The sequence below is a fragment of the Mycolicibacterium smegmatis genome (genome assembly GCF_001457595.1).
GTDB lineage: Bacteria > Actinomycetota > Actinomycetes > Mycobacteriales > Mycobacteriaceae > Mycobacterium > Mycobacterium smegmatis.
Map to the genome: position 1 here is coordinate 2,639,414 of NZ_LN831039.1, position 21,681 is coordinate 2,661,094.

Genomic DNA, 21,681 nt, shown 5'->3' on the forward strand with positions numbered 1-21,681 from the left:
GATTGTCGACAATCAGCGTATCGATCGGCGCGTGCCGGTGGAAGGGGTCTCATGACGGAGCACGAGAACCGCGTGGTGAGCGGCGTTCAGAAGCGGCTCTTCATCGACGGCAAGTGGGTGGACGCGACAGATGGCGCCACATTCGACGTCCTCGATCCGGCGACCGGCGAGGTGTTGTGCGCGGTCGCCGACGCCTCGCCGCAGGACGGCCGTGCGGCACTCGACGCCGCCGTCGCCGCGCAACCGGAGTTCGCCGCTCTTCCGCCGCGTGAACGCGCCGACATGCTCACCGGGGCGTTCGAACTGCTGCACGAGCGCATCGACGACCTGGCGCTGCTGATGACGCTCGAGATGGGCAAGCCCCTCGCCGAGGCGCGCGGTGAGATCACCTACGCCGCAGAGTTCTTCCGGCACTTCGCCGCCGAGGCGGTCCGTATCGACGGCGGCTACCAGACCGCGCCCGCGGGCGGGTCGCGCTTCTTGATCGCGCGGCAGCCGGTGGGGCCGTGCCTGCTCATCACGCCGTGGAACTTCCCCATGGCGATGGGCACCCGCAAGCTGGGGCCCGCCATCGCGGCCGGGTGCACGAGCGTCATCAAACCCGCCCACCAGACCCCGCTGTCGATGCTGGCGCTCATGGACATCCTCTCGGAGGTCGGCGTGCCCGCCGGCGCCGTCAACTGTGTCACCGCCATGGACGCCGGCGGCGTGATGGAACCTCTCGTCAGGTCCGGTCTGGCGCGCAAGCTCTCGTTCACCGGGTCCACCAAGGTGGGGCGCATGCTGCTGGAGCAGTGCGCCGAGAAGATCCTGCGCACCTCTCTGGAACTCGGCGGCAACGCACCGCTGATCGTGTTCGAGGACGCCGATCTCGACGAGGCCGTCGAGGGCGCGATCCTCGCCAAGATGCGCAACATGGGGGAGGCCTGCACGGCCGCCAACCGGCTGTTCGTGCACTCGTCGGTGATCGACGAGTTCGGCAGGCGCCTCGCCGAGCGCATGGCGGAGATGCCCGTCGGGCGCGGTACCGAGGACGGTGTGCGGGTGGGGCCGCTGATCGACGAGGCCGCACTGCAGAAGGTCACGTCGCTGGTCGACGACGCGGTCAAGCGTGGCGCCACCGTGCTGACCGGTGGCTCGGCGCCGTCGGGTCCCGGGTTCTTCTATCCGCCGACGGTGCTCAGCGGTGTGCCGCGCGACGCGGAGATGGTGGGCCAGGAGATCTTCGGGCCGGTCGCGCCGCTGACGCCGTTCGATACCGAGGAAGAGGCCGTGGCCGCCGCCAACGACACCGAATACGGGCTCGTCTCTTACGTTTTCACCAATGACCTGCGTCGCGCGCTGCGCGTCGCGGAGGCACTCGAAACCGGCATGGTCGGGCTCAACCAGGGCATCGTCTCCAACCCCGCGGCGCCGTTCGGCGGCATCAAGGAATCCGGCCTCGGACGGGAAGGCGGCGCGGTCGGTATCGACGAGTTCCTGGAGACCAAGTACGTCGGTATCAAGATGTGAGGTGGGGCGGCGGCGTCACCCCTTGCCGCCGCCATCACTGTTGCCCTTGCGCTTGCCCTTTCCCTTGCCACTGCCGTCGCCGTTGCCGTTGCCATCCGGCGGGATCAGCCGGTTGAGCGCGTCGTCCATGTGGGCGATCAGCAGTTCGTCGGTGAGCTCGCGGTCACCGGCCTTGATCGCGGCGGCGATGGCGCGGTGCTCCTCGCTGCGGAAGTCCGAGACCGAGTAGGACTCGTCGAGTGCGTGGATGCACATCTGGGTCTCGGTGATGAACGTCTGGTGCATGCGGCTGAGGCGCGGGCTGTCGGACAGTTCCACCAGGCGGATGTGGAATCTGATGTCCACCTCGCTGTTCTCGGCCGGGGTACGCGCCTTCGTCATCTGCTCGACGATCTCCAGCAGCGCGTCGCCCGCCGCGACGTGGTCACCGCGCAGGATCTTGGCGGCCGCCGCGCGCTCGATGGCCTCGCGGGCCAGGTACATGTCGCACACCTCGTCGGGCGTCATCTCGATGACGAACAGGCCGCGGTGACGGATCGACACCAGCAGCCCCTCCTGCGTGAGCCGCTGCATGCCCTCACGCAGCGGTCCGCGGCTCACGCCGAGTTTCTGTGCCAGTGCGGCCTCACTGAGCTGTTGGCCAGGCTTGAACTCGCGGGCACCGATCGCCTGCCGCAGCTTGTCGGCGATCAGGCTCGGCGTCGACTGCTGCTCGAGCGGCTCGAGATAGCTCGTCATTGCCGGCCCCCTTCGAACAGGGTGCCCAATCCGGGCAGGACAGGCACCGGCCCCAGCAGTTCCATGCCCTTCCAGATCGTCACCTGGTTGGCGGTGAGAACGGGCTTGCCGACCGCGGTCTCCAGATCCTCGATGATCGCCAGGGTGTGCATCGCGGTGTCGGGGACCAGCACCGCATCGGCCTCAGGGTGGTCCGCGGCCTTGACCATCGCGATCACGTCGTCGCGCTCCAGTGTGCCGACCTCGGCGGCCGTGATGATCCCGTGGCTGCCCATGGTCACCACCTCGATGCCGCCCGCCCGCAGGAATTCGACGAAGTGCTGCGCGACGTCCTCGGGATACGACGCGGCCACCGCGACCCGGCGGATGCCGAGGTGTTTCGCGGCGTCGACGAACGCGAGCGAGGTCGACGACGCGGGCACACCGGACGCGGCCGCGACTCCGGCCGCCTGCTCGCGGGCGCCCTCAGGACCGAACACGAAACTGCCCGACGTGCACGCCCACATCACCGCGTCGGGCTTCTCGGCTGCGAGTTGCGCCGCGCCGTCGGCGAGACGTTCGCTGCGTCCCAGGTCGAGCAGCGCGTCGACCCGGTGGGCGTCTTCGCCGACCGAGGTGATCACCACGGGGAGTCGGACCGTTCCGCCTACTCGAGACTCCAGTGCCGGAAAATCGTCTTCGGCGCTGTGGCCGGGGTAGAGGAGGCCGACTGTGACCATGCTTTCTCCTTGATCCCTCGAGGCTCACCCGAGACACGCTCGGGCGAATTGATAGATTGTCGACAATGATAACCTCCGCCTCCTACGACGTGCGCAGTCTGGCCCGAGCCTTGGCAGCCGAACTGCGGGGCACGGTCGGACCCGACACCCGAAGCCGTGCCCTGTATGCCGCCGACGCGTCGAACTATCGCGCCGTGCCCGATCTCGTCGTCGTCCCCGCGGACGCCGAGGACCTCGCGACCGCCGTCACGCTGGTCGCCGCCGCGGGCGCCCCGGTGACCATGCGCGGCGCCGGAACGTCGATGGCGGGCAACGCGATCGGCGGTGTGGTGATCGACGCGTCGCGACACGTCAACCGCATCCTCGACATCGACGCCGAAACCCGCACGGCGATCGTCGAACCGGGCGTGGTGCTCACCGACCTGCTCGCGGCGGCCGCTCCGCACGGGCTCACGTTCGGCGCCGACCCCTCGTCGGCGAGCCGGGCGACCCTCGGCGGGATGATCGCCAACAACGCGTGCGGCGCGCATTCGGTGGCCTGGGGGACCACTGCCGACAATGTGCGGTCGCTGGACATCCTCCTGCCCGACGGGACGCGCTGCACGGTCGAATCCGTCGGCGACCGCGCCGAACTCGCCGCGCGGCCCGGGCGCGAAGGTGACCTGCACCGCCGCCTGCAGAGCTTCGCCGACCGCAACGAACTGGTGATCCGCAGGCGCTTCGGGCAGTTCACCCGGCAGATCTCGGGGTACGCGCTGCACCGGTTGCTGCCGGAGAACGGATACGACGTCGCGGGGTTGTTGTGCGGTAGCGAGGGCGGTTTCGCCGCGACCCTGCGGGCCACGGTCGCGCTGACCCCGCTGCCGGCCGCGAAAGTGTTGTGCGTGCTCGGTTTCGCCGATTCGGTCACCGCGGCCGAGTGTGTCCCGGTGGTGCTGCGGCACGAACCGCTCACGATGGAATCGATCAACATCGACCTCGTCGAACGCCTACCTGCCGAAGTGCGCACGGCCGCAACCGAAGCCGGGCTGCCGCCGGGGCGGGCGTGGCTCCTGGTGGAGATGGGCGGTGCCGACCGCGCGTCGGCGGCCGTGGCGGCCGAGAAAATGCGCGAAGAACTCCGTGACTCGGGGTCGCCTGCCACGTCGTCGCTGGTCACCGAACCGGCCGCGCAGCGCGTGCTGTGGCGGTGCCGCACCGACGCGGCAGGCCTCGCGACCCGCCGGGCCGACGGTGCCGAGGCGTGGGGCGGGTGGGAGGACGCCGCCGTCCCACCGCAGCGCCTCGGTGACTACCTGCGCGGACTCGACGACCTGCTCGGCCGCCACGGACTCTCGGGTGCCTCCTACGGGCACTTCGGCGAGGGCTGCATGCACATGCGCATCGACTTCGACCTGCTCAGCTCGGCCGGACTCGCGACCTACCGTGAGTTCGTCGAACAGGCCACCGATCTGGTGGTGACGCTCGGCGGCTCGGTGTCCGGTGAACACGGCGACGGGCGGGCACGTTCGGCGTTGCTCGGCCGCATGTACGGCGACGACGGTGTGGCGCTGCTGGCCGAGATGAAGGACATCTGGGATCCCGGCCGGGTGATGAATCCCGGCGTCATCGTCGACCCACCCGCGGTCAACGCAGGTATCCGGCACGACGGACCCGCCAAGGACCGCAAGCTGCTCACCTTGTTCAGCTACGCCGACGACGATCACGACTTCGCGCAGGCGCAACGCCGGTGCGTGGGAATCGGTAAGTGCCGTCAGCATTCCGGCGGTGTGATGTGTCCGAGCTATCAGGTCACGCGCGAGGAACTGCATTCGACGCGTGGACGGGCGCGCCTGCTGTGGGAGATGCTGCAGGGCGACGTGGTCGCAGACGGCTGGCGTTCGACCGAGGTGCGTGACGCACTCGATCTGTGCCTGTCGTGCAAGGGCTGCCTGTCCGACTGCCCGGTCAACGTCGACATGGCCACGTACAAGGCGGAATTCACCCACCACCACTACGCGCGGCGCCCGTGGGCCCGCCCGCTGTCGCACTGGTCGATGGGCTGGCTGCCGCTCTCGGCGCGTATCGCGGCCAAGGCACCGCGCCTGGTCAACAGGCTCGCACGGCTCCCGCTGACCAAGCGACTCGGCGGGATCGCGCCGGAACGCGAGGTCCCGGCGTTCGCCGAGCAGTCGTTCACCGAATGGTTCACCGGCCGCACGCCGGTCACCGGTGGCGCGAAGGGGCCCGTCCTGCTGTGGCCCGACACCTTCACCAATTACCTTGCCCCTGAGGTGGGCCGCGCGGCCGTCGAGGTGCTGGAGGCCGCCGGATACGACGTGGTGCTGCCGGACAAGCCGGTGTGCTGCGGGTTGACCTGGATCTCCACCGGCCAGCTGAGCACCGCGAAGAAGGTGCTCGAGCGCACGCTGGCCGCCGTCGCACCACAGGTGGCCGCCGGCATGCCGGTCGTCGGGCTGGAGCCCAGTTGCCTTGCGGCGCTGCGTCACGACGCGCCCGCGTTGCTGCCCGGGAACCCCGTGGTGCAGGCCGTGGCCGACGCGACCCACACGTTCGCGCAGTTCCTGTCGGACTGGGAGCCACCGCACGTCGGCGGGCAGGCGCTGGTGCAGACCCACTGCCATCAACATGCAGTGCTCGGGTTCGACGCCGAACGGGCCATGATGGCTGCGGCCGGGATCGAGGCGACCGTACCCGATTCCGGATGTTGTGGTCTGGCAGGAAACTTCGGCTTCGAACGCGGACACTACGAGGTGTCCAAGGCCGCCGGTGAGCGGGTCCTGCTGCCCGCCGTGCGCGACGCGGCGCCGACGACGGCGATCGTCGCCGACGGGTTCAGCTGCCGCACGCAGATCGCCCAGGGCACACCACGGCGGCCCGTGCATCTCGCGCAGGTGATCGCCGCGGCGCTGCGTCGCGGTTAGCCCAACAACCGCAGCGCCGTCAGCACATACGCACGCGCCGCGACGAGAAGCTGCTCGACAGCGACGGATTCGTCGGCGCGGTGTGCCTGCTCGGTGACCGAGCCCGGGCCCAGCACCACGACGGGCACGCCGAGATCACGCGCGATGAACCCGCCGTCGCACGCGGCGGTCCAGCCCCCGACGGGCAGGCCGGGGCCGCCGGCGTCGGCGAGCGCGGACTCGGCGGTCAGCACCAGATCGGCGTCGGCGGGGGTCTGGAAAGGCGGCATCTCCATGGGCATCGACACGTCGACACTCAGACCGCGATCGGCCAGTCCGGTGAGGCGCGTGCGCAGGCCGTCGACCACGTCCGCGCCTGATTCGCCTGGCAACAGCCTGCGGTCGGCGACCAGCACGCACTCGTCGGGGACGATGGCGCCCGCGGTGCCGCCGTGCACCTGCCCTACGCTCCACGTCGCCGCGCCCAACAGTGGATGCGGTTGCCGCGCGAGTTCCCGGTGCAACCGCTCGATCTCCGCGATCGCCGCCGCCGCACCGTAGATCGCGTTGGCCCCGTCATCGGGATTGCCGGCGTGGCAGGCCTTTCCATGGATCTCGACGCGTACGTAGGAGGCGCCGCGGGCGCCGATGATCGTCTGCAAATCCGTGGGCTCGGCGGTGATGCAGCCCAGGTAGTTCCTGTGGACAGCGTCCACATACGCGCGGATGCCCTTGCCGTTCTCCTCCTCGTCGACCAGCGCCGCGAGTTCCACAGGGCCGCTGAGCCCGGCCCCGCGCAGCGCCGCCATCGCGGCGAGCGCCGCGGCGAGCCCGCCCTTCATGTCCGACGTACCACGCCCGTAGATGCGGCCGTCCCGCAGAACACCGCCGAACGGGTCTGTGGTCCAACCGGTTCCGGCCGGCACGACATCGGTGTGACCGAGCATCAGCAGGCCCGGTCCGGAACCGCCGTTCAGCGTGACGCTGATGTTGTCGCGGCCCGGTTCGACCTGGGTCTCGTCGACCTCCAGATCGAGCGCCGCGGCCGCGTCGGCCAGTGTCCGGACGGTCGCTGCCTCCTCACCGGGCGGGTTCTCGCCTGCCGACCGCACCAGCGCGACGGTCAGGTCGACCATCAGCGTCTCGTCGAGACGGTCCAGCACGGCCTGCTCGTATGCCGAGATGCCCACGGGTTCAGGGCCTGAGCTTCTCGACCGCCCGGCGCAGCCGCGCGATGCCCTCACGGATCCGCTCGGGTGGCGTCGACGCGAAACACAGGCGCAGCGCGTTGGCGAACCGGCCGGACGGTGAGAACGCCGCACCGGGGATGTACGCGACACCCTCGGCGAGGGCGACATCGAACAGGGCGGTCGCATCGACATCCCCGTCGAGGGTGACCCACAGGAAGAAGCCGCCGTCAGGGTCGGTCCACCGCGCGATGCCGCCGAAGTGCTCGTGCAACGCCGCGTGCATGGCCTCCTTGCGGCGCCTGTACTCGGCCCGCTGCGTCACCAGGTGGTCCGCGAGGTGCCCGCCGGTGAGGAAACCCGCGAGCAGGCGCTGCGCGGGAAGGTTGGTGCACGTGTCCATGGCCTGTTTGGCGTTGATCAGCAGCGGTTGCAGTTCGGGGTCGGTGTCCACCCATCCCACGCGCAGGCCCGGTGCGACGATCTTCGAGAACGTCCGCACCGAGAACACCAGCGGGTCACCGCCGCCCAGTTCGCGCAGCGTCGGCAGCGGATCGCCCGCGAACCGCAGCAGCCCGTAGGGATCGTCGTCGAGGATCATCGACCCCCAGTCGCGCGCCAGCTCGAGCAGGCGCAGTCTGCGCTCAAGCGACATCGTCACGCCCGACGGGTTCTGGAACGTCGGAATCGTGTAGATGGCCTTGGGTTTGCGGCCCGCGTCGGCGACCAGCCGCTCCAGCGCGTCGACGTCCATACCCTCGTCGTCGACCGGCACCTCCAGCAGCGTGGCGCCGTAGGACAGCGCGGTCGCGCTGCCGTTGGTGTACGTGGGGGATTCGACCGTGACCAGATCACCGGGGTCGACGAAGATCTTGCAGAACAGGTCGAGGCCCTGCATGCCGCCCGCCGTGATGGTCAAGCGCTCGGCGGTCGTCTCGTCGCTGGTGCCTCGCAGCATGTCCAGCAGCGCGGCGTGCAGCGGCGGGTCACCTTCGGTGGCCGCGTAGTCGTAGGCGTCGGGTCTGCTGAGTTGATGAGCGGCGATACCGGCCAGGATCTCCGACGGGACGGCCTCGGCTGCGGGACTGCCCATCGCGAACCGCACGATGTCGTGGGTCTGCTTGTGCAGCAACGAGGTACTGGAATCGATCACCGAGCCGACCAAACCGGCGGCGCGGGTGGCGTAGGGGAGTGTGGACGACCTCATCGGTCACCTCCTGATCGTGAGTTCGTGTGGCAGGTTCGTCAGGCGCTCGAACCCGGTGGGGGTGACCACGATCGGCTCGGACAGTTCGTAGCCCCAGCCGTCCATCCACATTCCGAGGATGACGTGGAACGCCATGCCCGCGGCGAGTTCGGCGGTGTCCTCGCGACGCAGGCTGACCGTGCGCTCGCCCCAGTCGGGTGGGAACCCGATGCCGATCGAGTAACCGAGCCGAGAATCCTTCCGCAGCCCGTGCGGCCGGATCACGTCGTCGAACGCGCGGTGTACGGAAGCGCCCGTGGCGCCGGGCCGGATCGCCTCGAGCGTCGCCTGCATGGCCTCGGCGGTGATCTTCGCGGTCTCGGCCAGGCGTTGCGGCGGCTCACCGAGCATGACGGTCCGGGCAAGGGGTGCGTGGTAACGGCCGTGGACCCCGGCCAGTTCGATCGTGGTGGCCTCGCCGTCGAGGAACGGCTGGTCGGTCCAGGTGCAGTGGGGCGTCCCGGCCGCGTCACCGGTCGGAAGCATCGGCACGATCGCCGGGAAGTCGCCGCCGTGCCCGTCCACGCCGATGGTCTGTGCGGTGAGGATGTCGGCGACGAGGTCACATTGCCTGCGGCCCGGCTCGATTCGTTCACACGCGGTCCGCATGGCGTGTTCGGCGATGGCACCGGCGATCTGCAGTTGACCGATCTCGTAGGGGGACTTGACCAGCCGGACCCAGTTGACCAGTTCCCCGGCGTCGACCAGACGGTTCGCCGGAAGGCCTTCTGCGAGCGCGAAGTACGCGCGCGGGGAGAAGTAGTTGGCGTCGCCTTCGACGCCCACCGGCTCACCGGCGGGGATCAGCGACCTGACCGCCGCGGCGATCCACCTGAACGGGTGGGTGTCCGGCCGGTGCACCAGATCCTCGGGGTAGCCGTGGATGCGCTCGGCCGCGACATTGCACAGCGACGCCGCACCGGCGGCATCCATCGCCCGCAGGAACAGGTGCGGATCGCCGTCGGCGGGGACCACCAGGCACTGCGGGGTGTAGAAGGACCACGCGGCGTAGCCGGTGAGGTAGAAGATGTTGGCCGGGTCGCACACCACGAGCGCAGACAGTGACTGTGTCCGCATGCGCTCGTGCACGCGCTGTAGGCGACCCGCGTACTCAGCCGGGTCCGCGATCATGAGGCCAGCAGGCGCTGTCCGGGGCCGACGGCCTTGTGCCCTGCGGCTCTCAGCGCCGACCAGATCGTGACCTGGTTGGCACTGAGGACGGGCTTGCCGAGTTCCTCTTCCAGCTTGGCGATCACGTCGTACGTGGGCAGGTTGGTGCAGCTGATGAAGATGGCCTCGGCGTCGGGGCGGTCGATGCTGCGCACGAGCTCGGCGGTGACCTCGTACGGCACCGTCCAGATCTGTGTGGTCAGGTCGAGGCCGGCGGCCGCGGTGACACCGATCCCCGCCTCGCCGAGGAAGGACACGAGCCCGCTCGTGAGGTCTGCGGTGTAGGGCGTGACCGCCGCGATCGAGGAGACGTCGAGATGCCGCAACGCCGTCAACAGGGCGCCACTGGTGGTCAGCGCCGCAGGCGCGCCGGCCTGCGTCATGGCGGCGACGATCTCGGTCTCCCCGGTCACCCCGGAGACGAAGCTGCCCGACGTGCAGGCGTACGCGGTGACGACGGGCGCGACGGCATGCAGGCTGGCCGATGCCTGGGCCAAGAGGTTGGGGTTGGAGACGTAGATCGCCATCTCCATGGTGACGGAAAGGGGGACGTGCGGGGTGCGGGTCAGATGCAAGCTGATGTGTTCTGGCACCCAGCGCCAAAGTTCCCGGTCAAGCGCGAAGTCGTACGGCACGACGACGCCGATTCCGGTTTGTTCCAAGGGCGGGCACTCGTTCATTGCATCAGTGTGGGGCTGGGGTCGATTCCCCGCAACTTATTGTTGACAATCCGACAAGTTGGTTCCTACCCTCGACCGCGTGCCGACACCCAATCAGTCCGGTGCGGCCGGTGGCCGTGCGGTCCGCGATCGACGTCCGGCCGTCGCGGTTCTCTGCGCGCAGGAGTCCGATCGTCCGCCCGGGCTTGAGGCGCTCGACGTCGAATTCCGTTACTGCACCGCCGACACCCTCGCCGAGGCCGTGCGCGGTGCACGCGCGATGCTGTTGTGGGACTTCTTCTCCAAAGCCGTTCGCGACGTGTGGTCCGCAGCCGGTTCCGTGGAGTGGATCCACGTCACCGCGGCGGGCGTCGACACGCTGCTCTTCGATGAACTGCGCGACTCCGATGTCGTCGTGACGAACGCCCACGGGGTGTTCGATCGACCCATCGCCGAGTATGTCCTGGGAGCGGTGATCGCGCACGCCAAGGACACCCGCCGAAGCCTCGACCTGCAGCGACAGCACCGCTGGCAGCACCGCGAGACCCGCCGGGTCACGGGTTCCCGCGCCCTCGTGGTCGGCACCGGCGGCATCGGCCGAGAGACCGCGCGCCTGCTGCGCGCGGCAGGTCTGGAGGTCAGGGGCGCGGGCCGCACGGCGCGCGACGACGATCCGGACTTCGGCAGAGTGGTTGCCAGCAGCGATCTTTCGGCCGAGGTGGGCTGGTGTGACCACCTGATTCTCGCGGTGCCGCTCACCGATGCGACGCGCGGCCTGGTCGACGCGGCCGTGCTGGGGGCGATGAAACCCGACGCGCATCTGGTCAACATCGCCCGCGGGCCCGTCGTGGACGAGGCGGCCCTGATCGCAGCGTTGACCGAACATCGCATCGGCGGTGCGACGCTCGACGCGTTCGACGTCGAACCGCTGCCCGCCGACCACCCGTTGTGGGATGTGCCGAACGTCACCATCACCGCGCACATGTCCGGTGACGTCGTCGGCTGGCGCGACACGCTCGCCGAGCAGTACGCGGAGAACGTCCGGCGCTGGCTGGCCGGAGAACCGCTGCACAATGTCGTGGACAAGAAGCTCGGCTACATCAGCCAGGCAGGGAGGGGGGTTCGTTGATTCCGACGTCCACAGATCTGGTCGAGGCGTACCGGCGCAAGGAGATGTCACCGGTCGAGGCGACCCAGGCCGCACTCGACGCGATCGACTCCTACGACAAGTCGGTGAACGCGTTCGTTCTGGTGGATCACGAAGGTGCGCTCGCCGCCGCGAAAGAGTCCGAGGCGCGGTGGTTCTCAGGTGAACAGCTGGGACCGGCCGACGGGGTGCCGACGTCGATCAAGGATGCGTTGTGGACCCGCGGGTGGCCGACGCTGCGCGGCAGCACGCTGATCGACGAGGCCGGTCCGTGGGACGAGGACGCGCCGAGTGTCGCGCGGTTGCGCGAAGCCGGCGCGGTGATCATCGGCAAGACCACCACCCCCGAGTACTCGTGGAAAGGCGTCACCGACTCCTACCGGTACGGCGCGACCGTCAATCCGTGGGACACCACCAAGACCGCGGGCGGATCCAGCGGCGGGAGCGCGGCGGCCGTCGCGCTCGGTATGGGGCCCTGGTCGGTGGGCACCGATGGCGGGGGATCGGTCCGCATCCCCGGCGGGTTCACCGGGACCGTCGCGCTCAAACCGACCTACGGTCTGGTTCCGCTGTACCCCATGAGCGCGTTCGGCAGCCTGGCGCACGTCGGCCCCATGACGCGGTCGGTGCGTGACTGCGCGGCGTTGCTCGACGTGATCAGCCGCTTCGACGGACGCGACGGCACCGCGATGCCGACGCCGACGTCCTCGTTCCTCGACGGTCTCGACGCAGGCGTCGCGGGTCTGCGCGTCGCCTACTCGCCCAATCTCGGCTACGTGCACAACGACCCCGAGGTCGACGCGGCGGTACGCGCCGCCGTCGACGTGATCGCCGCTGCCGGAGCCGAAGTCGAGGAGGTCGACCCCGGTTTCGCCGACCCGGTCGAGGCGTTCCACGTGCTGTGGTTCTCCGGTGAGGCCCACGTCCTGCGGGGCTACGGCGACGCCGTCGACGATCGCGTCGATCCCGGGTTGCGGCGCACCGCGGCGATCGGCGCGACGTTCTCGGCCGCCGACTACCTCGACGCCACGGCGGTTCGGATGGACCTCGGCCTGCGGATGGGGCGGTTCCACCAGACCTACGATCTGCTGCTCACGCCGACCCTTCCGCTTCCCGCGTTCACGGCCGGGCAGGACGTGCCCGACGGTTGGCACTCACCCGACTGGACCAGTTGGACCCCGTACACGTACCCGTTCAACCTGAGCCAGCAACCGGCGCTGACCGTGCCGTGCGGGCTCACCTCAGCCGGACTGCCGATCGGCCTGCAGGTCGTGGGGCCCCGGCACTCCGACGCGCTCGTACTGCGTGTCGGCCAGGCGTACCAGTCCGCCACCGACTGGCATTTGAAGACTCCGAAAGTTCTCACAGGGGAGGGACATTGAGCAGGTTCATCACGGTGTCGTTGGACAAGCGCGGCGTCAGCTGCGTCGCGCGGTTACTCGACGAGGTGGCGCCCCGAACCTGTGCGGCCGTCTGGGATGCCCTGCCGCTGTCGGCGCAGGTCTTCCACGGCAAGTACGCGCGCAACGAGATCTACACGCTGCTACCGGCTTTCGCGCCCGCCGATCCCGGCAAGGAGAACACCACGATCACGCCCATCCCGGGCGACCTGTGCTGGTTCTCGTTCGACTCCGACGATCTGGGCAACCCCGCCTACGGCTACGAGAACACCACGGGCACCGGAACCACCGGGGGCATCGTCGATCTCGCGCTGTTCTACGGGCGCAACAACCTGCTGATCAACGGTGACCAGGGCTGGGTGCCGGGCAACGTGTTCGGCACGATCGTGGAAGGCCTCGACGAGATGGCCGAGGCCTGCCAGGACCTGTGGATGGGCGGCGTGCGCGGGGAGACCTTGAGCTTCAGCCGTCGGGAGTGAGCACGTAGCGTGTGAGGAGTGACCTCTTCGAACCTCGGTCTGCTCCCACGCCCGATCACCGTCGACCTGTTCCGCGGACTCGCGGAACTCGAAGACACCGGCCGTGGTTGGCTTCCACACCGCCTGCCGCGCCCTGCGCGTGCGCGGTGCGACGACCCACAGTTGCTGGGCGCCGAGGCGCAGCCCTCGGGCGTGCGGCTGGCCGTGCGCACGGCCGCGACCGCGATCGAACTCGATGTCCTGCGAACACGTGTTGTGCTGACGGGCATTCCGGCTCGTGCCGACGGCGTCGTCGACCTGCTCATCGACGGCCGGCGAGTGCGCCGATCCACGGTGTACGGCGGTGATCTGGTGCGCATCGACCCCTCGACCGGTGCGAGCGAAACCGTTCCGGGTGAGGTGGCGACGTTGCGCTTCGAGGAATTGCCTGAGCACGACAAGACAGTCGAGCTGTGGCTGCCGCACTATGAGCGAACAGAAGTGGTCGGGTTGCGCACCGACGCACCCGTCACGCCCGCGCAGACCGACCGGCCCATCTGGATCCACCACGGCAGTTCGATCAGCCAGGGCTCCAACGCCGACACCCCCAGCACCACCTGGCCCGCGTTGGTGGCCTCTGAGGCGAACCTCGACCTGGTGAATCTCGGCTTCTCGGGCAGCGCGATGCTGGATTCGTTCGTGGCCAGGTCGATTCGCGATCGTCCGGCCGACCTGATCAGCGTCAAGATCGGCATCAACCTGGTGAACTCGGACCTGATGCGCCGGCGGGCATTCGGGCCCGCCGTGCACGGATTCCTCGACACCATCCGCGACGGACACCCGAGCGCACCGCTCGTCGTCATCGGGCCGCTGTACTGCCCGATCCACGAGACCACCCCTGGTCCTGGGAGTTTCGACGTCGACGCGCTGGCGTCCGGCACCGTGCGGTTCGTCGCAGTGGGGGACCCCGCCGACGCCCTCGTCCCCAATGCCGGGTTGCGGCGCCTGACCCTCAGCGGCATACGCGATCATCTCGCCGAGATCGTGGCGTCCCGGCAGGCCGATGATCCGTATCTGTTCTACGTCGACGGCCTGGACCTGTACGGGCCCGGCGACGAGGCCGCACATCCGCTGCCCGACAACCTGCACCCCGACGCGGCCACCCATCGACTGATCGCGCAGCGGTTCGCGCAGATCGCGCAGCGGTTCGCGCACGTCCTGGACGGCCGGGTGTCCGGGTGGTCACCGGTCCGGACGAGCTAATGCGCGCGTGCCTTCACCCGGAGCTCGAAATACTTCAGGGCAACGGTCGGGATCAACGCGATCACCGTGATCAGCAGCACCTCGCCGAGGATGTTGGCCATCCTGACCTGGGTCACGTTGCGGAGCAGTTCGTACCCCAGTCCGGTGGTCCCGGAGAACATCTCGGCGAGAATCAGGCCGACGAAGGTCAGCCCGAAGCTGACCCGCATCGCGGTGAGCACGGTCGGAACCAGCTGCGGTACCACGATCTTGCGCAGTAGTGCCGGGTAACTCATCTGCAGGCTGGCGGCGAGTTTGAGATGCAGCCGGTTCACGCCGGCACTGCCTTCGAGCATGATCAAAAACATCGGCAGCAGGCCCTGGAAGAACGCGAACGACACCTGGCTCAACGCGCCGAGACCCAGGAACAGCAAGAAGATCGGGTACAGCACGATCTTGGGAACGCTGTGGAGCGAGAAGATGAGCGGTGACAGCGTCCGGCTCCAGAAGGCGTTCAATCCGATCAACACGCCGAGCACACCGCCGACGGCCACCACCAGCGAGTACGCGATCGCGAGGTTCAGCACTGTCGAACCGACGCTCGCGCGAAACCCGTTGTCCGTGAGCTCCGCACCGAGCGTGGAGATCGACTCGGCCGGCGTGGGGAACACGGCACTGTCGAGGATGTCGGCGCCGACCCACCAAGCCGCGACGAGGGCGACAAGCAGGACGACGGGCGGAAGTACCCGTGCACGAAGTCGATCTGACGACGGTTTCGTCGTCGGGACGGTCTGTGTCATCGACGCCTCCAATCGAGCCGGTTCAACGCCGCGGAGATCCCCAGGTTCGCGATGAGCGCGAGAGCCCCGACGATCAGGATCGCGCCGTACATCTCGGCGACCGCGAAGCTGTCGTAGGCGTCGGCGATGAAGTTGCCGAGTCCGTCGGAGGCCAGGATGAACTCCATTGCCAGAGTGGCGATCACGGAGTACGCCATGCACAGCTTCACACCGGCCGCGATATCGGGCATGGCCGACGGCAGGAGAATGAGGCGGAAGGACTGCCAGCGGGTCAGCTTCAACGACCGGTCGAGCTTGCTCACCACCTCGGGTACCGAGTCGAAGCCCGCCAGGGAGTTCAGGATGACGACGACGATGCTGAACGTCGACGCGAGCACGACGATCGGCCACACGCCCACGCCGAACAGGACGACGAGGATCGGATACACCGCGAACGTCGGCACCGCATAGAAGACGCTGAGGTATGGCTCGAGCGCCGAACGGACGACGGCACTGCGCCACATCAGGTATGCCACCGCCACGCCGAGCACAGATGCCACGACGAAGCTGACCACGACGATGCCCGCACTGCGCAGCAGATCGTTCACCAGGAAATCCGTGTCGGTCAGCAGTTCACCGGCCTGCACGGCCATCTCCGACACCGGCACCAGTGACAGTCGCGGCACCGCACCGGATTGCGCGAGGATCTCGACGCCTCCGAAGAACGCGATGATCAGGATGAGCCGCCACACACCCGCGGGCAGCGCGAGAACCCGTGTTGCCGGCGGCCGCACATAGCGGGGGACACCCGAGCGCGCGGCGCGTGATGTCCGGACCGGTGCGGCGGGCGCCGGTGTGGTGGCCACGGTTTCCGCCGACGTCATCGCAGGGTCGCTTCCATCGCCTTGCCTGCCTCGTCTTTGAGCTGCGCCCAGATCCTTTCGGTGAGCGCCGCCATCCTCGGTGAGGCCAGCGTGTGCTCGTCGCGCGGACGTGGCAGATCGACGTGGATCTCGTCGAGGATCGTTCCCGGGCGGGCACTCATCACCAGTACGCGGTCGGATAACAGCACGGCCTCCTGAATGCTGTGCGTGATGAACAGAACGCCGCAGGACAACTCCTCGACCACGCGCATCAACTCGAACGACATCAGCAACCGCGTCTGCTCGTCGAGGGCGCCGAACGGTTCGTCGGCCAGGATCAGGTCGGGATCCATCGACAGGCAGCGCGCGATGGCCACGCGCTGACGCATCCCGCCGGACAACTGCGACGGATAATTGTCCTCGAACCCCGCGAGTCCGACCGTGCGGATCAACTCGTCGGCACGTCGGCGGCGTTCCGCTTTCGGCACCGCGCGCACCTCGAGCGCAAACGCGACGTTGTCCCGCACGGTCCGCCAGGGCAGTGTCGCCGACTCCTGAAACGCTATCGCGGTGCGGTCACGCGGCCCGCGCAGTGGCTCGCCTGCCACCGAGACCCCGCCGTCGGCCGGGACCTGGAGACCTGCGACCAACTCCAGCAGCGTCGACTTGCCACACCCGCTCGGGCCGACGATCGACACGAACTCACCGGATCGGATCGTGAGATCGATCGGTCCCAGGGCGTGGAGTCCGCCGAACCGCTGTACACAGCCGGACACCTCGACGATCGGCCGGACGCTTCGCTGGTCGGTCATGATTGTCTCCGCGGTTGGTCGCATGGTGGTCTCCCTTCGAGGGCGAGAGGTCAGCAGTCTTCGGCGGCTGTCGTGGACGCGCCTTCAGGGAGGTACTGCGGGTCGAACAGCTCACACAGGTCGACCTCTGACGCGTCCTTGCCGACGAGCTCGAAGCCCTTCAACGCGTTGGCAATCGCCTCGGAGTTGAATCCGACGCCCCAGTAGTCGGATTCGAGGTAGCTCGCCACGATCTCTTCTGCGACCGCGGTGTCCTCTTTGGTGTGCTTGGCCCAGATCGCGGCGGCCTGCTGCGGATTGTCCCTGGTCCACCCGACGGCTTCGTCGTAGCCGGCGGTGATCGCCTTGATCACATTCGGGTGCTCCTCGGCGTACTCGGGCGTCGTCGTCATCACGGTCTGCTGGAACTTCGGGATCACTTCCTTGGCCGAGACCACGAGCTTGTAGGCCTGCGCGTTCTTGAGCGCTTCGGCGATGGGGACGACGGCGGCATCGACGTCGCCGCCCTCGAGCAGCGCGATGCCCTCGCCGAGCCCGCCTGCCGCCTTGCGTTGGACGGCGTCGGCGTCGATCCCTTCGGCGTCGGGCAACAGGTAGGTCAGCTGCTGCGTGACGGAGCCTTCCCTGGTGAACGACCAGACCTTCACATCCTCGACGGAGTTCACCGCCTGGTTCTGCGCGAGCGCGTAGAAATCGTTGCCCGCCAACGACTGCACGGCGCCGCCGACGATGACGAGATCGGCACCGCTCGTCTTCGCGTCGACCACGGCCGGGAAGCTCGTATCGGCGATCGGAAGGTCGCCCGACAGTTGGTTCTGGATCGTCGACGCTCCGCCTTTTCCTGGCACGATCTGGCCGACCTCGACGCCGCGCTTCTCGAAGAAGCCCTGGTCGATCCCCACGAGCCACGGCACGGAGAACGGCTCGGTGTCGTGTGTGACCGTGATGTCGATCTTGACCGGATTGTCGGGATCGGCGTCGCGGGATTCGGCTCCCGAACAACCGGCAAGCAGACCGATCGTGACGACGGAACTTGCCAGGGCCGCGGACAGTTTGCGCGTGGTTGACATCTGATGCTCCTAATCGGTGGTGCCCGGTCGTAGGTAGCCGTCTTCTTCGAGGCGCTGCAGCAGGCCGCCGCGCTGCAGGATCTCGACGAGGAACTGGGGGTAGGGCTTCGACGTGAGGACGGCCCCGGTCGAGTTGTTCCGGACGGTCGCGTTGACGATGTCGACGCTCAACTCGTCGCCCTCGGTGACGGCTGACGAAATTCCCGGCACGGCAAGGATCGGCAGGCCGTAGTTGATGCAGTTGCGCAGGAACAGCGAGTTGAAGCTCTCGGCGAGCAGGCAGGCGACGCCGAGTTCACGAAACAACAAGGCCACCGGCCGGCTCGATCCGAGCCCGAAGTTCGCGCCGCCGACGACGATGTCGCCGGCCCGCACCATCTCGGGCCAGCCCTTGCGTGATGCGTCGAACATCTCGTGCGCGGCCTGCGGGATCGGCAGTCGCATGGCGTACCCGGGAAACATGTCGTCGGTCGTCACCTCGTCACCGAAGGTCCACGAGCGACCCGAGAGCACGAGTTCATGTGTGGCGGTCGGCATCAGACACCTCCGGGTGCGGTGATGTGTCCGGCGATGGCAGACGTCGCAACCGTCGCGGGCGAGGCCATGTAGATCTCGGCGTCGGGACTTCCCATGCGGCCCTTGAAGTTTCTGGTGCTGGCGGTCACGCAGACCTCGCCGGGGCCGAGCACACCCATGTGGTAGCCGAAGCAGGCACCGCAGGTCGGGTTGGTGACGACGCCACCCGCGGAGACGATCGAGGTGACATAGCCCGCCGCCACCGCGTCGAGGTACACCTGCTGCGAGGCCGGTGTGACGATCAGCCGTACACCGCTTTTCACCTTCTTCCCGTCGAGAATGGTGGCCGCGACACGCAGGTCGTCGAGTTGGCCGTTGGCACAGGAGCCGATGAACGCCTGATGGATCGGTTTGTCCTCCAGTTCGCTCACCGGCAGCGAATTGTTGATCACCGTGCCGGGTTTGGAGACCATGGGTTTCAGAGCGGAGAGATCGACGGAGCGTCGTACCGCGTACCGGGCGTCGTCATCGCCGTTGCACGGGTGCGCATCTCGCGCCCTGTCACCCAACGACTCCAGACACACCTCGTCGGCCGGGAACACCGAGAAGTCCGCCCCGACCTCCGCGCCCTGCGCGGCCATGGTGCGACGGTCCGACATCGGCACACTCGACAGGCCGGGGCCGCCGTACTCGATCGCGTGGTCGGTGGCTTCGCCGTACGTGCCGGCGATGTGCAGGAAGATGTCCTTGCCGTTGATGTGGTCCGGTTTCTGCCCGACCAGGTCGTAGCGGATGGTCGGCGGAACCATGTGCCACGTCTTGCCGGTGCACACGATCTGCAGGACCTCCGCCGGACCGAGGCCACGTGCGGCGACGTTGAGGGCACCCGCGGCGCACGTGTGTGAATCGGTGCACGCGAGGTTCTGCCCGGGCAGAGCGAGGGCCTGCTCGGCGATCACCTGGTGCACGATTCCGTGCCTGCCCACGTCGTAGAACTTGCTCACGCCGTGCGACCGGGCGAATTCACGTGCCCGCTCACCGCCTGAGGCGTCGCGGATCGACGGCGCGGGAACGGCGTGGTCCATGACGACGGCGATCTTGTCCGGATCGTGTACTTGCAGGACATGGTGCAGCCGGTCGTGCTGGAACTGCAGGTCGATCAGCACGGTCAGGTCGACGTCGACCACCACGGTGTCGCCGGGCTTCGGCGCGGGGTGCTCCGATGCCCTGCCCAGTAACTGCTCGATGACGGTGGATCCCATTCACACACCTACGGTTGGAGTCGCGAATCGTTTGCCGACCTCGTCCCAGTAGTCCAGGCCGACGGCACGGAACAGCTCGTTAGGCGACCACTGGCTTCCCGTGTCGGTGTCACCGTCGCGCAGCGTTGCCAGGGCGTGGTCGACCGCGTCGGCCGCCGCACCGAATGCCAGGCCGGGCGCGATCACGATCGAATACCCTGCGGTCTGCAGCATTTCGAGTGACACGGGCGGCGTCTTTCCGCGTGGCACGACGTTGAACAGGGTCGGTTTGGAGATCAGCCCGGGGATGGCCGCGATCTGTTCGGCGGTCTGCGGTGCCTCGATGAAGATGACGTCGGCGCCTGCTTCTACATAACTCCTGGCGCGGGCCACCGCGTCGTCGAAACCTCGTGACGCGAGGGCGTCGGTGCGCGCGATCACCAGCATCCGGTCGTCGGTGCGTGCCTCGACGACGGCTTCGATCTTGCGCTGAAAGTCCTCTGGCGCAACAACTTCCTTCGAGTCGAGATGCCCGCACTTCTTGGGGAACATCTGGTCTTCCAGCTGGATCGCCGCGACTCCGGCACGCTCGTACAACTGGACGGTGCGTACGGCGTTGATGATGTCGCCGAATCCGGTGTCGGCATCGGCGATCAACGGGACGTCGCCGAGCACACCCGTCAGCAGGGCCACACGCGCAGCCATCTCGCTCTGACTCGTCAGGCCGAGGTCGGGCAATCCGAGCGAGGCGGCGACAGCGGCTCCGGACATGTAGGCCGCGTTGAACTCGCGGCGTTTCACCAGAGCGGCGGTCAATCCGTCGTACACGCCGGGGGCCACCGTGAGCGTGCCGGACTCGATCTGCGCATTGAGTTTCCGACGAGCTTCCATTTACCGTCTCCTAATTGTCGTGTTCTGCGTGTCGCCGGTATCGCGCACCGGTGGGTACTTGCCCTGATATCCAATGGCCAGCGACAGCTCGCGAGCCGCATCGAGGACCATCAGCCCGAGTTCTTCGGCTCTGTCTTCCCCCATGCGGAATGCCGGTCCGCCGATGGTCATCGACCCGATCAGGCCGCTCGCGTCGAGCACCGGCGCCGCCACCGAGTTCAGCCCGTCCTCACGCTCGCTCTGTGCGTACGCCCAGCCGCGCTCCCGAATCACCTCGAGCTCTTTTCCGAGCTTCGCGCGACTGGTGATGGTGCCGCTGGCAAGTTTGGTCAGTCGTCTGAGGTTCGGAAGGTGGTCGGTGAAAGCGAGGATCACCTTGCCTCCGGACCCGGCGTACAGCGGGAGCGTTTGACCGATTTCGGTGTGGAAGACGATCGATCTTCGCGACGAGCAGTTGTTGATCACGTATCGGCAGTCGTTGTCCAACAGCGCCAGCCCGGTCGATTCTCCCGAGCGGTCCCGTAGCTCGGCGAGGATCGGAGTCGAGGCCTCCACCAGGTCGGATCCGGCCTTGGCGACCTCGGCCCAGCCGACGAACCGCAGCGACAGCTTGTATCCGCGCGGGTCCTGGCTCAATATGCCCCGCTCGACGAGGCTGCGTATCAAGCGGTTGGTTGTCGTCGGTGGCAGGCCGGTACGCTCGCGGACATCCGCGGCCGTGGCCACCGGTGCGTGAACTGAAAAACAGCTCAACACACTGACGAACCGGTCCAGCATCTGGCCCGACGTTTCCTGATCGGCCAAGAAATCACCCCCACTGAGTGGTTTGTGAAACCGCTCACTGGGGTCCCAGTCAACGTCGAGGAAACACGTCTGTCAAGGGTGGGTAACGCGTTGTTGATTGATTCTCTCGATCACCTCCAGAGCTGCTGTTCGTAACTGCTCTACGTTCGGAGTCTCTGAGATGCAACGGAATCCGGCGATCGTTGGGCTCTTCCGGTCGCCGAATTGTTCGATATCGAGAGAAACCGGCGAACTGAATTCTCGGGGACCGTTCGGGCTGTTTCATCCAGTTCGCCGGGCTGTTTTCGACCTCGGCGCGACGGGCGCAGCGCAAACTATCAAGCC

General features: G+C 67.8%; 20 protein-coding genes. 6 read left to right on the forward strand and 14 right to left on the reverse strand.

The features are described from left to right. Nucleotides 1-51: 51 nt before the first annotated feature. Nucleotides 52-1,512: an NAD-dependent succinate-semialdehyde dehydrogenase gene (locus AT701_RS12560; RefSeq protein WP_058125921.1), complete on the forward strand. Its 1,461-nt coding sequence runs from the start codon at nt 52-54 to the stop codon at nt 1,510-1,512. Nucleotides 1,513-1,527: 15 nt separating this feature from the next. On the opposite strand, the gene AT701_RS12565 is transcribed toward AT701_RS12560, so the two are convergent. Together AT701_RS12565 and AT701_RS12570 are read right to left on the reverse strand one after the other, a co-directional pair. Continuing rightward, nucleotides 1,528-2,250, reverse strand: a complete 723-nt coding sequence (locus AT701_RS12565; protein WP_011728378.1) for a GntR family transcriptional regulator — start codon at nt 2,248-2,250, stop codon at nt 1,528-1,530. Continuing rightward, complete coding sequence (locus AT701_RS12570; RefSeq protein ID WP_014877404.1) at nt 2,247-2,969, reverse strand: maleate cis-trans isomerase family protein; 723 nt, start codon at nt 2,967-2,969, stop codon at nt 2,247-2,249. Before AT701_RS12570 ends, AT701_RS12565 begins: the two co-directional genes overlap by 4 nt. A 65-nt stretch (nt 2,970-3,034) precedes the next feature. Here AT701_RS12570 and AT701_RS12575 point away from each other — a divergent pair, with 65 nt between their 5' ends. Further along, nucleotides 3,035-5,893 (forward strand): FAD-binding and (Fe-S)-binding domain-containing protein, encoded by a 2,859-nt coding sequence (locus AT701_RS12575; RefSeq protein WP_058125922.1) that lies wholly within the window; start codon nt 3,035-3,037, stop codon nt 5,891-5,893. Here AT701_RS12575 and AT701_RS12580 read toward each other — a convergent pair. Genes AT701_RS12580 through AT701_RS12595 form a run of 4 tightly spaced genes read right to left on the reverse strand, consistent with a single transcriptional unit; the run spans nt 5,890 to nt 10,137 of the window. Continuing rightward, complete coding sequence (locus AT701_RS12580; protein WP_011728380.1) at nt 5,890-7,062, reverse strand: M20 family metallopeptidase; 1,173 nt, start codon at nt 7,060-7,062, stop codon at nt 5,890-5,892. The genes AT701_RS12575 and AT701_RS12580 overlap by 4 nt on opposite strands. Nucleotides 7,063-7,066: 4 nt before the next feature. Next, on the reverse strand, nt 7,067-8,266 hold the full coding sequence (locus AT701_RS12585) for an aminotransferase-like domain-containing protein (protein ID WP_003893854.1): 1,200 nt from the start codon (nt 8,264-8,266) through the stop codon (nt 7,067-7,069). 3 nt (nt 8,267-8,269) lie between these two features. Next, entirely contained in the window at nt 8,270-9,436 is a 1,167-nt protein-coding gene (locus tag AT701_RS12590; RefSeq protein ID WP_011728381.1) for a M24 family metallopeptidase, read from the reverse strand. Beyond that, nucleotides 9,433-10,137 carry a maleate cis-trans isomerase family protein gene (locus AT701_RS12595; RefSeq protein WP_003893856.1) on the reverse strand — a complete coding sequence of 235 codons (705 nt, stop codon included), beginning with the start codon at nt 10,135-10,137 and terminating at the stop codon, nt 9,433-9,435. The genes AT701_RS12590 and AT701_RS12595 overlap by 4 nt, the downstream gene beginning before the upstream one ends. Nucleotides 10,138-10,234: 97 nt before the next feature. Between AT701_RS12595 and AT701_RS12600 the strand changes: the two genes are divergently transcribed. From AT701_RS12600 to AT701_RS12615, 4 genes are read left to right on the forward strand one after another with little or no spacing between them, the layout of a single operon-like run. Then, nucleotides 10,235-11,263 carry a D-2-hydroxyacid dehydrogenase gene (locus AT701_RS12600; protein ID WP_223495516.1) on the forward strand — a complete coding sequence of 343 codons (1,029 nt, stop codon included), beginning with the start codon at nt 10,235-10,237 and terminating at the stop codon, nt 11,261-11,263. Nucleotides 11,264-11,307: 44 nt separating this feature from the next. Beyond that, nucleotides 11,308-12,663, forward strand: a complete 1,356-nt coding sequence (locus AT701_RS12605; protein ID WP_413232170.1) for an amidase — start codon at nt 11,308-11,310, stop codon at nt 12,661-12,663. After that, complete coding sequence (locus AT701_RS12610; RefSeq protein ID WP_003893859.1) at nt 12,660-13,160, forward strand: DUF3830 family protein; 501 nt, start codon at nt 12,660-12,662, stop codon at nt 13,158-13,160. The genes AT701_RS12605 and AT701_RS12610 overlap by 4 nt, the downstream gene beginning before the upstream one ends. 18 nt (nt 13,161-13,178) lie before the next feature. Beyond that, nucleotides 13,179-14,402 carry an SGNH/GDSL hydrolase family protein gene (locus tag AT701_RS12615; RefSeq protein ID WP_058125924.1) on the forward strand — a complete coding sequence of 408 codons (1,224 nt, stop codon included), beginning with the start codon at nt 13,179-13,181 and terminating at the stop codon, nt 14,400-14,402. Here AT701_RS12615 and AT701_RS12620 read toward each other — a convergent pair. From AT701_RS12620 to AT701_RS12655, 8 genes are read right to left on the reverse strand one after another with little or no spacing between them, the layout of a single operon-like run. Further along, the gene (locus tag AT701_RS12620; protein WP_058125925.1) at nt 14,399-15,181 is read right to left on the reverse strand and encodes an ABC transporter permease; all 783 of its coding nucleotides are present in this window, start codon (nt 15,179-15,181) and stop codon (nt 14,399-14,401) included. The two genes, AT701_RS12615 and AT701_RS12620, sit on opposite strands and share 4 nt — an antisense overlap. Continuing rightward, a complete protein-coding gene (locus tag AT701_RS12625; RefSeq protein WP_058125926.1) occupies nt 15,178-16,044 on the reverse strand; it encodes an ABC transporter permease in 867 nt (288 codons plus the stop codon). The genes AT701_RS12620 and AT701_RS12625 overlap by 4 nt, the downstream gene beginning before the upstream one ends. Then, the gene (locus tag AT701_RS12630; protein ID WP_058125927.1) at nt 16,041-16,835 is read right to left on the reverse strand and encodes an ABC transporter ATP-binding protein; all 795 of its coding nucleotides are present in this window, start codon (nt 16,833-16,835) and stop codon (nt 16,041-16,043) included. Before AT701_RS12630 ends, AT701_RS12625 begins: the two co-directional genes overlap by 4 nt. Before the next feature lie 50 nt (nt 16,836-16,885). Beyond that, a complete protein-coding gene (locus AT701_RS12635; RefSeq protein WP_058125928.1) occupies nt 16,886-17,905 on the reverse strand; it encodes an ABC transporter substrate-binding protein in 1,020 nt (339 codons plus the stop codon). A gap of 9 nt (nt 17,906-17,914) precedes the next feature. Then, entirely contained in the window at nt 17,915-18,442 is a 528-nt protein-coding gene (locus AT701_RS12640; RefSeq protein WP_003893865.1) for a LeuD/DmdB family oxidoreductase small subunit, read from the reverse strand. Continuing rightward, entirely contained in the window at nt 18,442-19,683 is a 1,242-nt protein-coding gene (locus AT701_RS12645) for a 3-isopropylmalate dehydratase large subunit (RefSeq protein ID WP_011728389.1), read from the reverse strand. The genes AT701_RS12640 and AT701_RS12645 overlap by 1 nt, the downstream gene beginning before the upstream one ends. Beyond that, nucleotides 19,684-20,553 (reverse strand): isocitrate lyase/PEP mutase family protein, encoded by an 870-nt coding sequence (locus tag AT701_RS12650; protein WP_003893867.1) that lies wholly within the window; start codon nt 20,551-20,553, stop codon nt 19,684-19,686. It lies immediately after the preceding gene. Then, nucleotides 20,554-21,357, reverse strand: a complete 804-nt coding sequence (locus AT701_RS12655) for an IclR family transcriptional regulator (protein WP_223495518.1) — start codon at nt 21,355-21,357, stop codon at nt 20,554-20,556. Between the last annotated feature and the right edge of the window lie 324 nt (nt 21,358-21,681).

What these genes read in the sequence shown, in the direction of transcription:
- AT701_RS12560 (WP_058125921.1), top strand. Translation starts at nt 52, where the DNA reads ATGACGGAGCACGAGAACCGCGTGGTGAGCGGCGTTCAGAAGCGGCTC.
- AT701_RS12565 (WP_011728378.1), bottom strand. Translation starts at nt 2,250, where the DNA reads ATGACGAGCTATCTCGAGCCGCTCGAGCAGCAGTCGACGCCGAGCCTG.
- AT701_RS12570 (WP_014877404.1), bottom strand. Translation starts at nt 2,969, where the DNA reads ATGGTCACAGTCGGCCTCCTCTACCCCGGCCACAGCGCCGAAGACGAT.
- AT701_RS12575 (WP_058125922.1), top strand. Translation starts at nt 3,035, where the DNA reads ATGATAACCTCCGCCTCCTACGACGTGCGCAGTCTGGCCCGAGCCTTG.
- AT701_RS12585 (WP_003893854.1), bottom strand. Translation starts at nt 8,266, where the DNA reads ATGAGGTCGTCCACACTCCCCTACGCCACCCGCGCCGCCGGTTTGGTC.
- AT701_RS12590 (WP_011728381.1), bottom strand. Translation starts at nt 9,436, where the DNA reads ATGATCGCGGACCCGGCTGAGTACGCGGGTCGCCTACAGCGCGTGCAC.
- AT701_RS12605 (WP_413232170.1), top strand. Translation starts at nt 11,308, where the DNA reads ATGTCACCGGTCGAGGCGACCCAGGCCGCACTCGACGCGATCGACTCC.
- AT701_RS12620 (WP_058125925.1), bottom strand. Translation starts at nt 15,181, where the DNA reads ATGACACAGACCGTCCCGACGACGAAACCGTCGTCAGATCGACTTCGT.
- AT701_RS12625 (WP_058125926.1), bottom strand. Translation starts at nt 16,044, where the DNA reads ATGACGTCGGCGGAAACCGTGGCCACCACACCGGCGCCCGCCGCACCG.
- AT701_RS12630 (WP_058125927.1), bottom strand. Translation starts at nt 16,835, where the DNA reads ATGACCGACCAGCGAAGCGTCCGGCCGATCGTCGAGGTGTCCGGCTGT.
- AT701_RS12635 (WP_058125928.1), bottom strand. Translation starts at nt 17,905, where the DNA reads ATGTCAACCACGCGCAAACTGTCCGCGGCCCTGGCAAGTTCCGTCGTC.
- AT701_RS12640 (WP_003893865.1), bottom strand. Translation starts at nt 18,442, where the DNA reads ATGCCGACCGCCACACATGAACTCGTGCTCTCGGGTCGCTCGTGGACC.
- AT701_RS12645 (WP_011728389.1), bottom strand. Translation starts at nt 19,683, where the DNA reads ATGGGATCCACCGTCATCGAGCAGTTACTGGGCAGGGCATCGGAGCAC.
- AT701_RS12650 (WP_003893867.1), bottom strand. Translation starts at nt 20,553, where the DNA reads ATGGAAGCTCGTCGGAAACTCAATGCGCAGATCGAGTCCGGCACGCTC.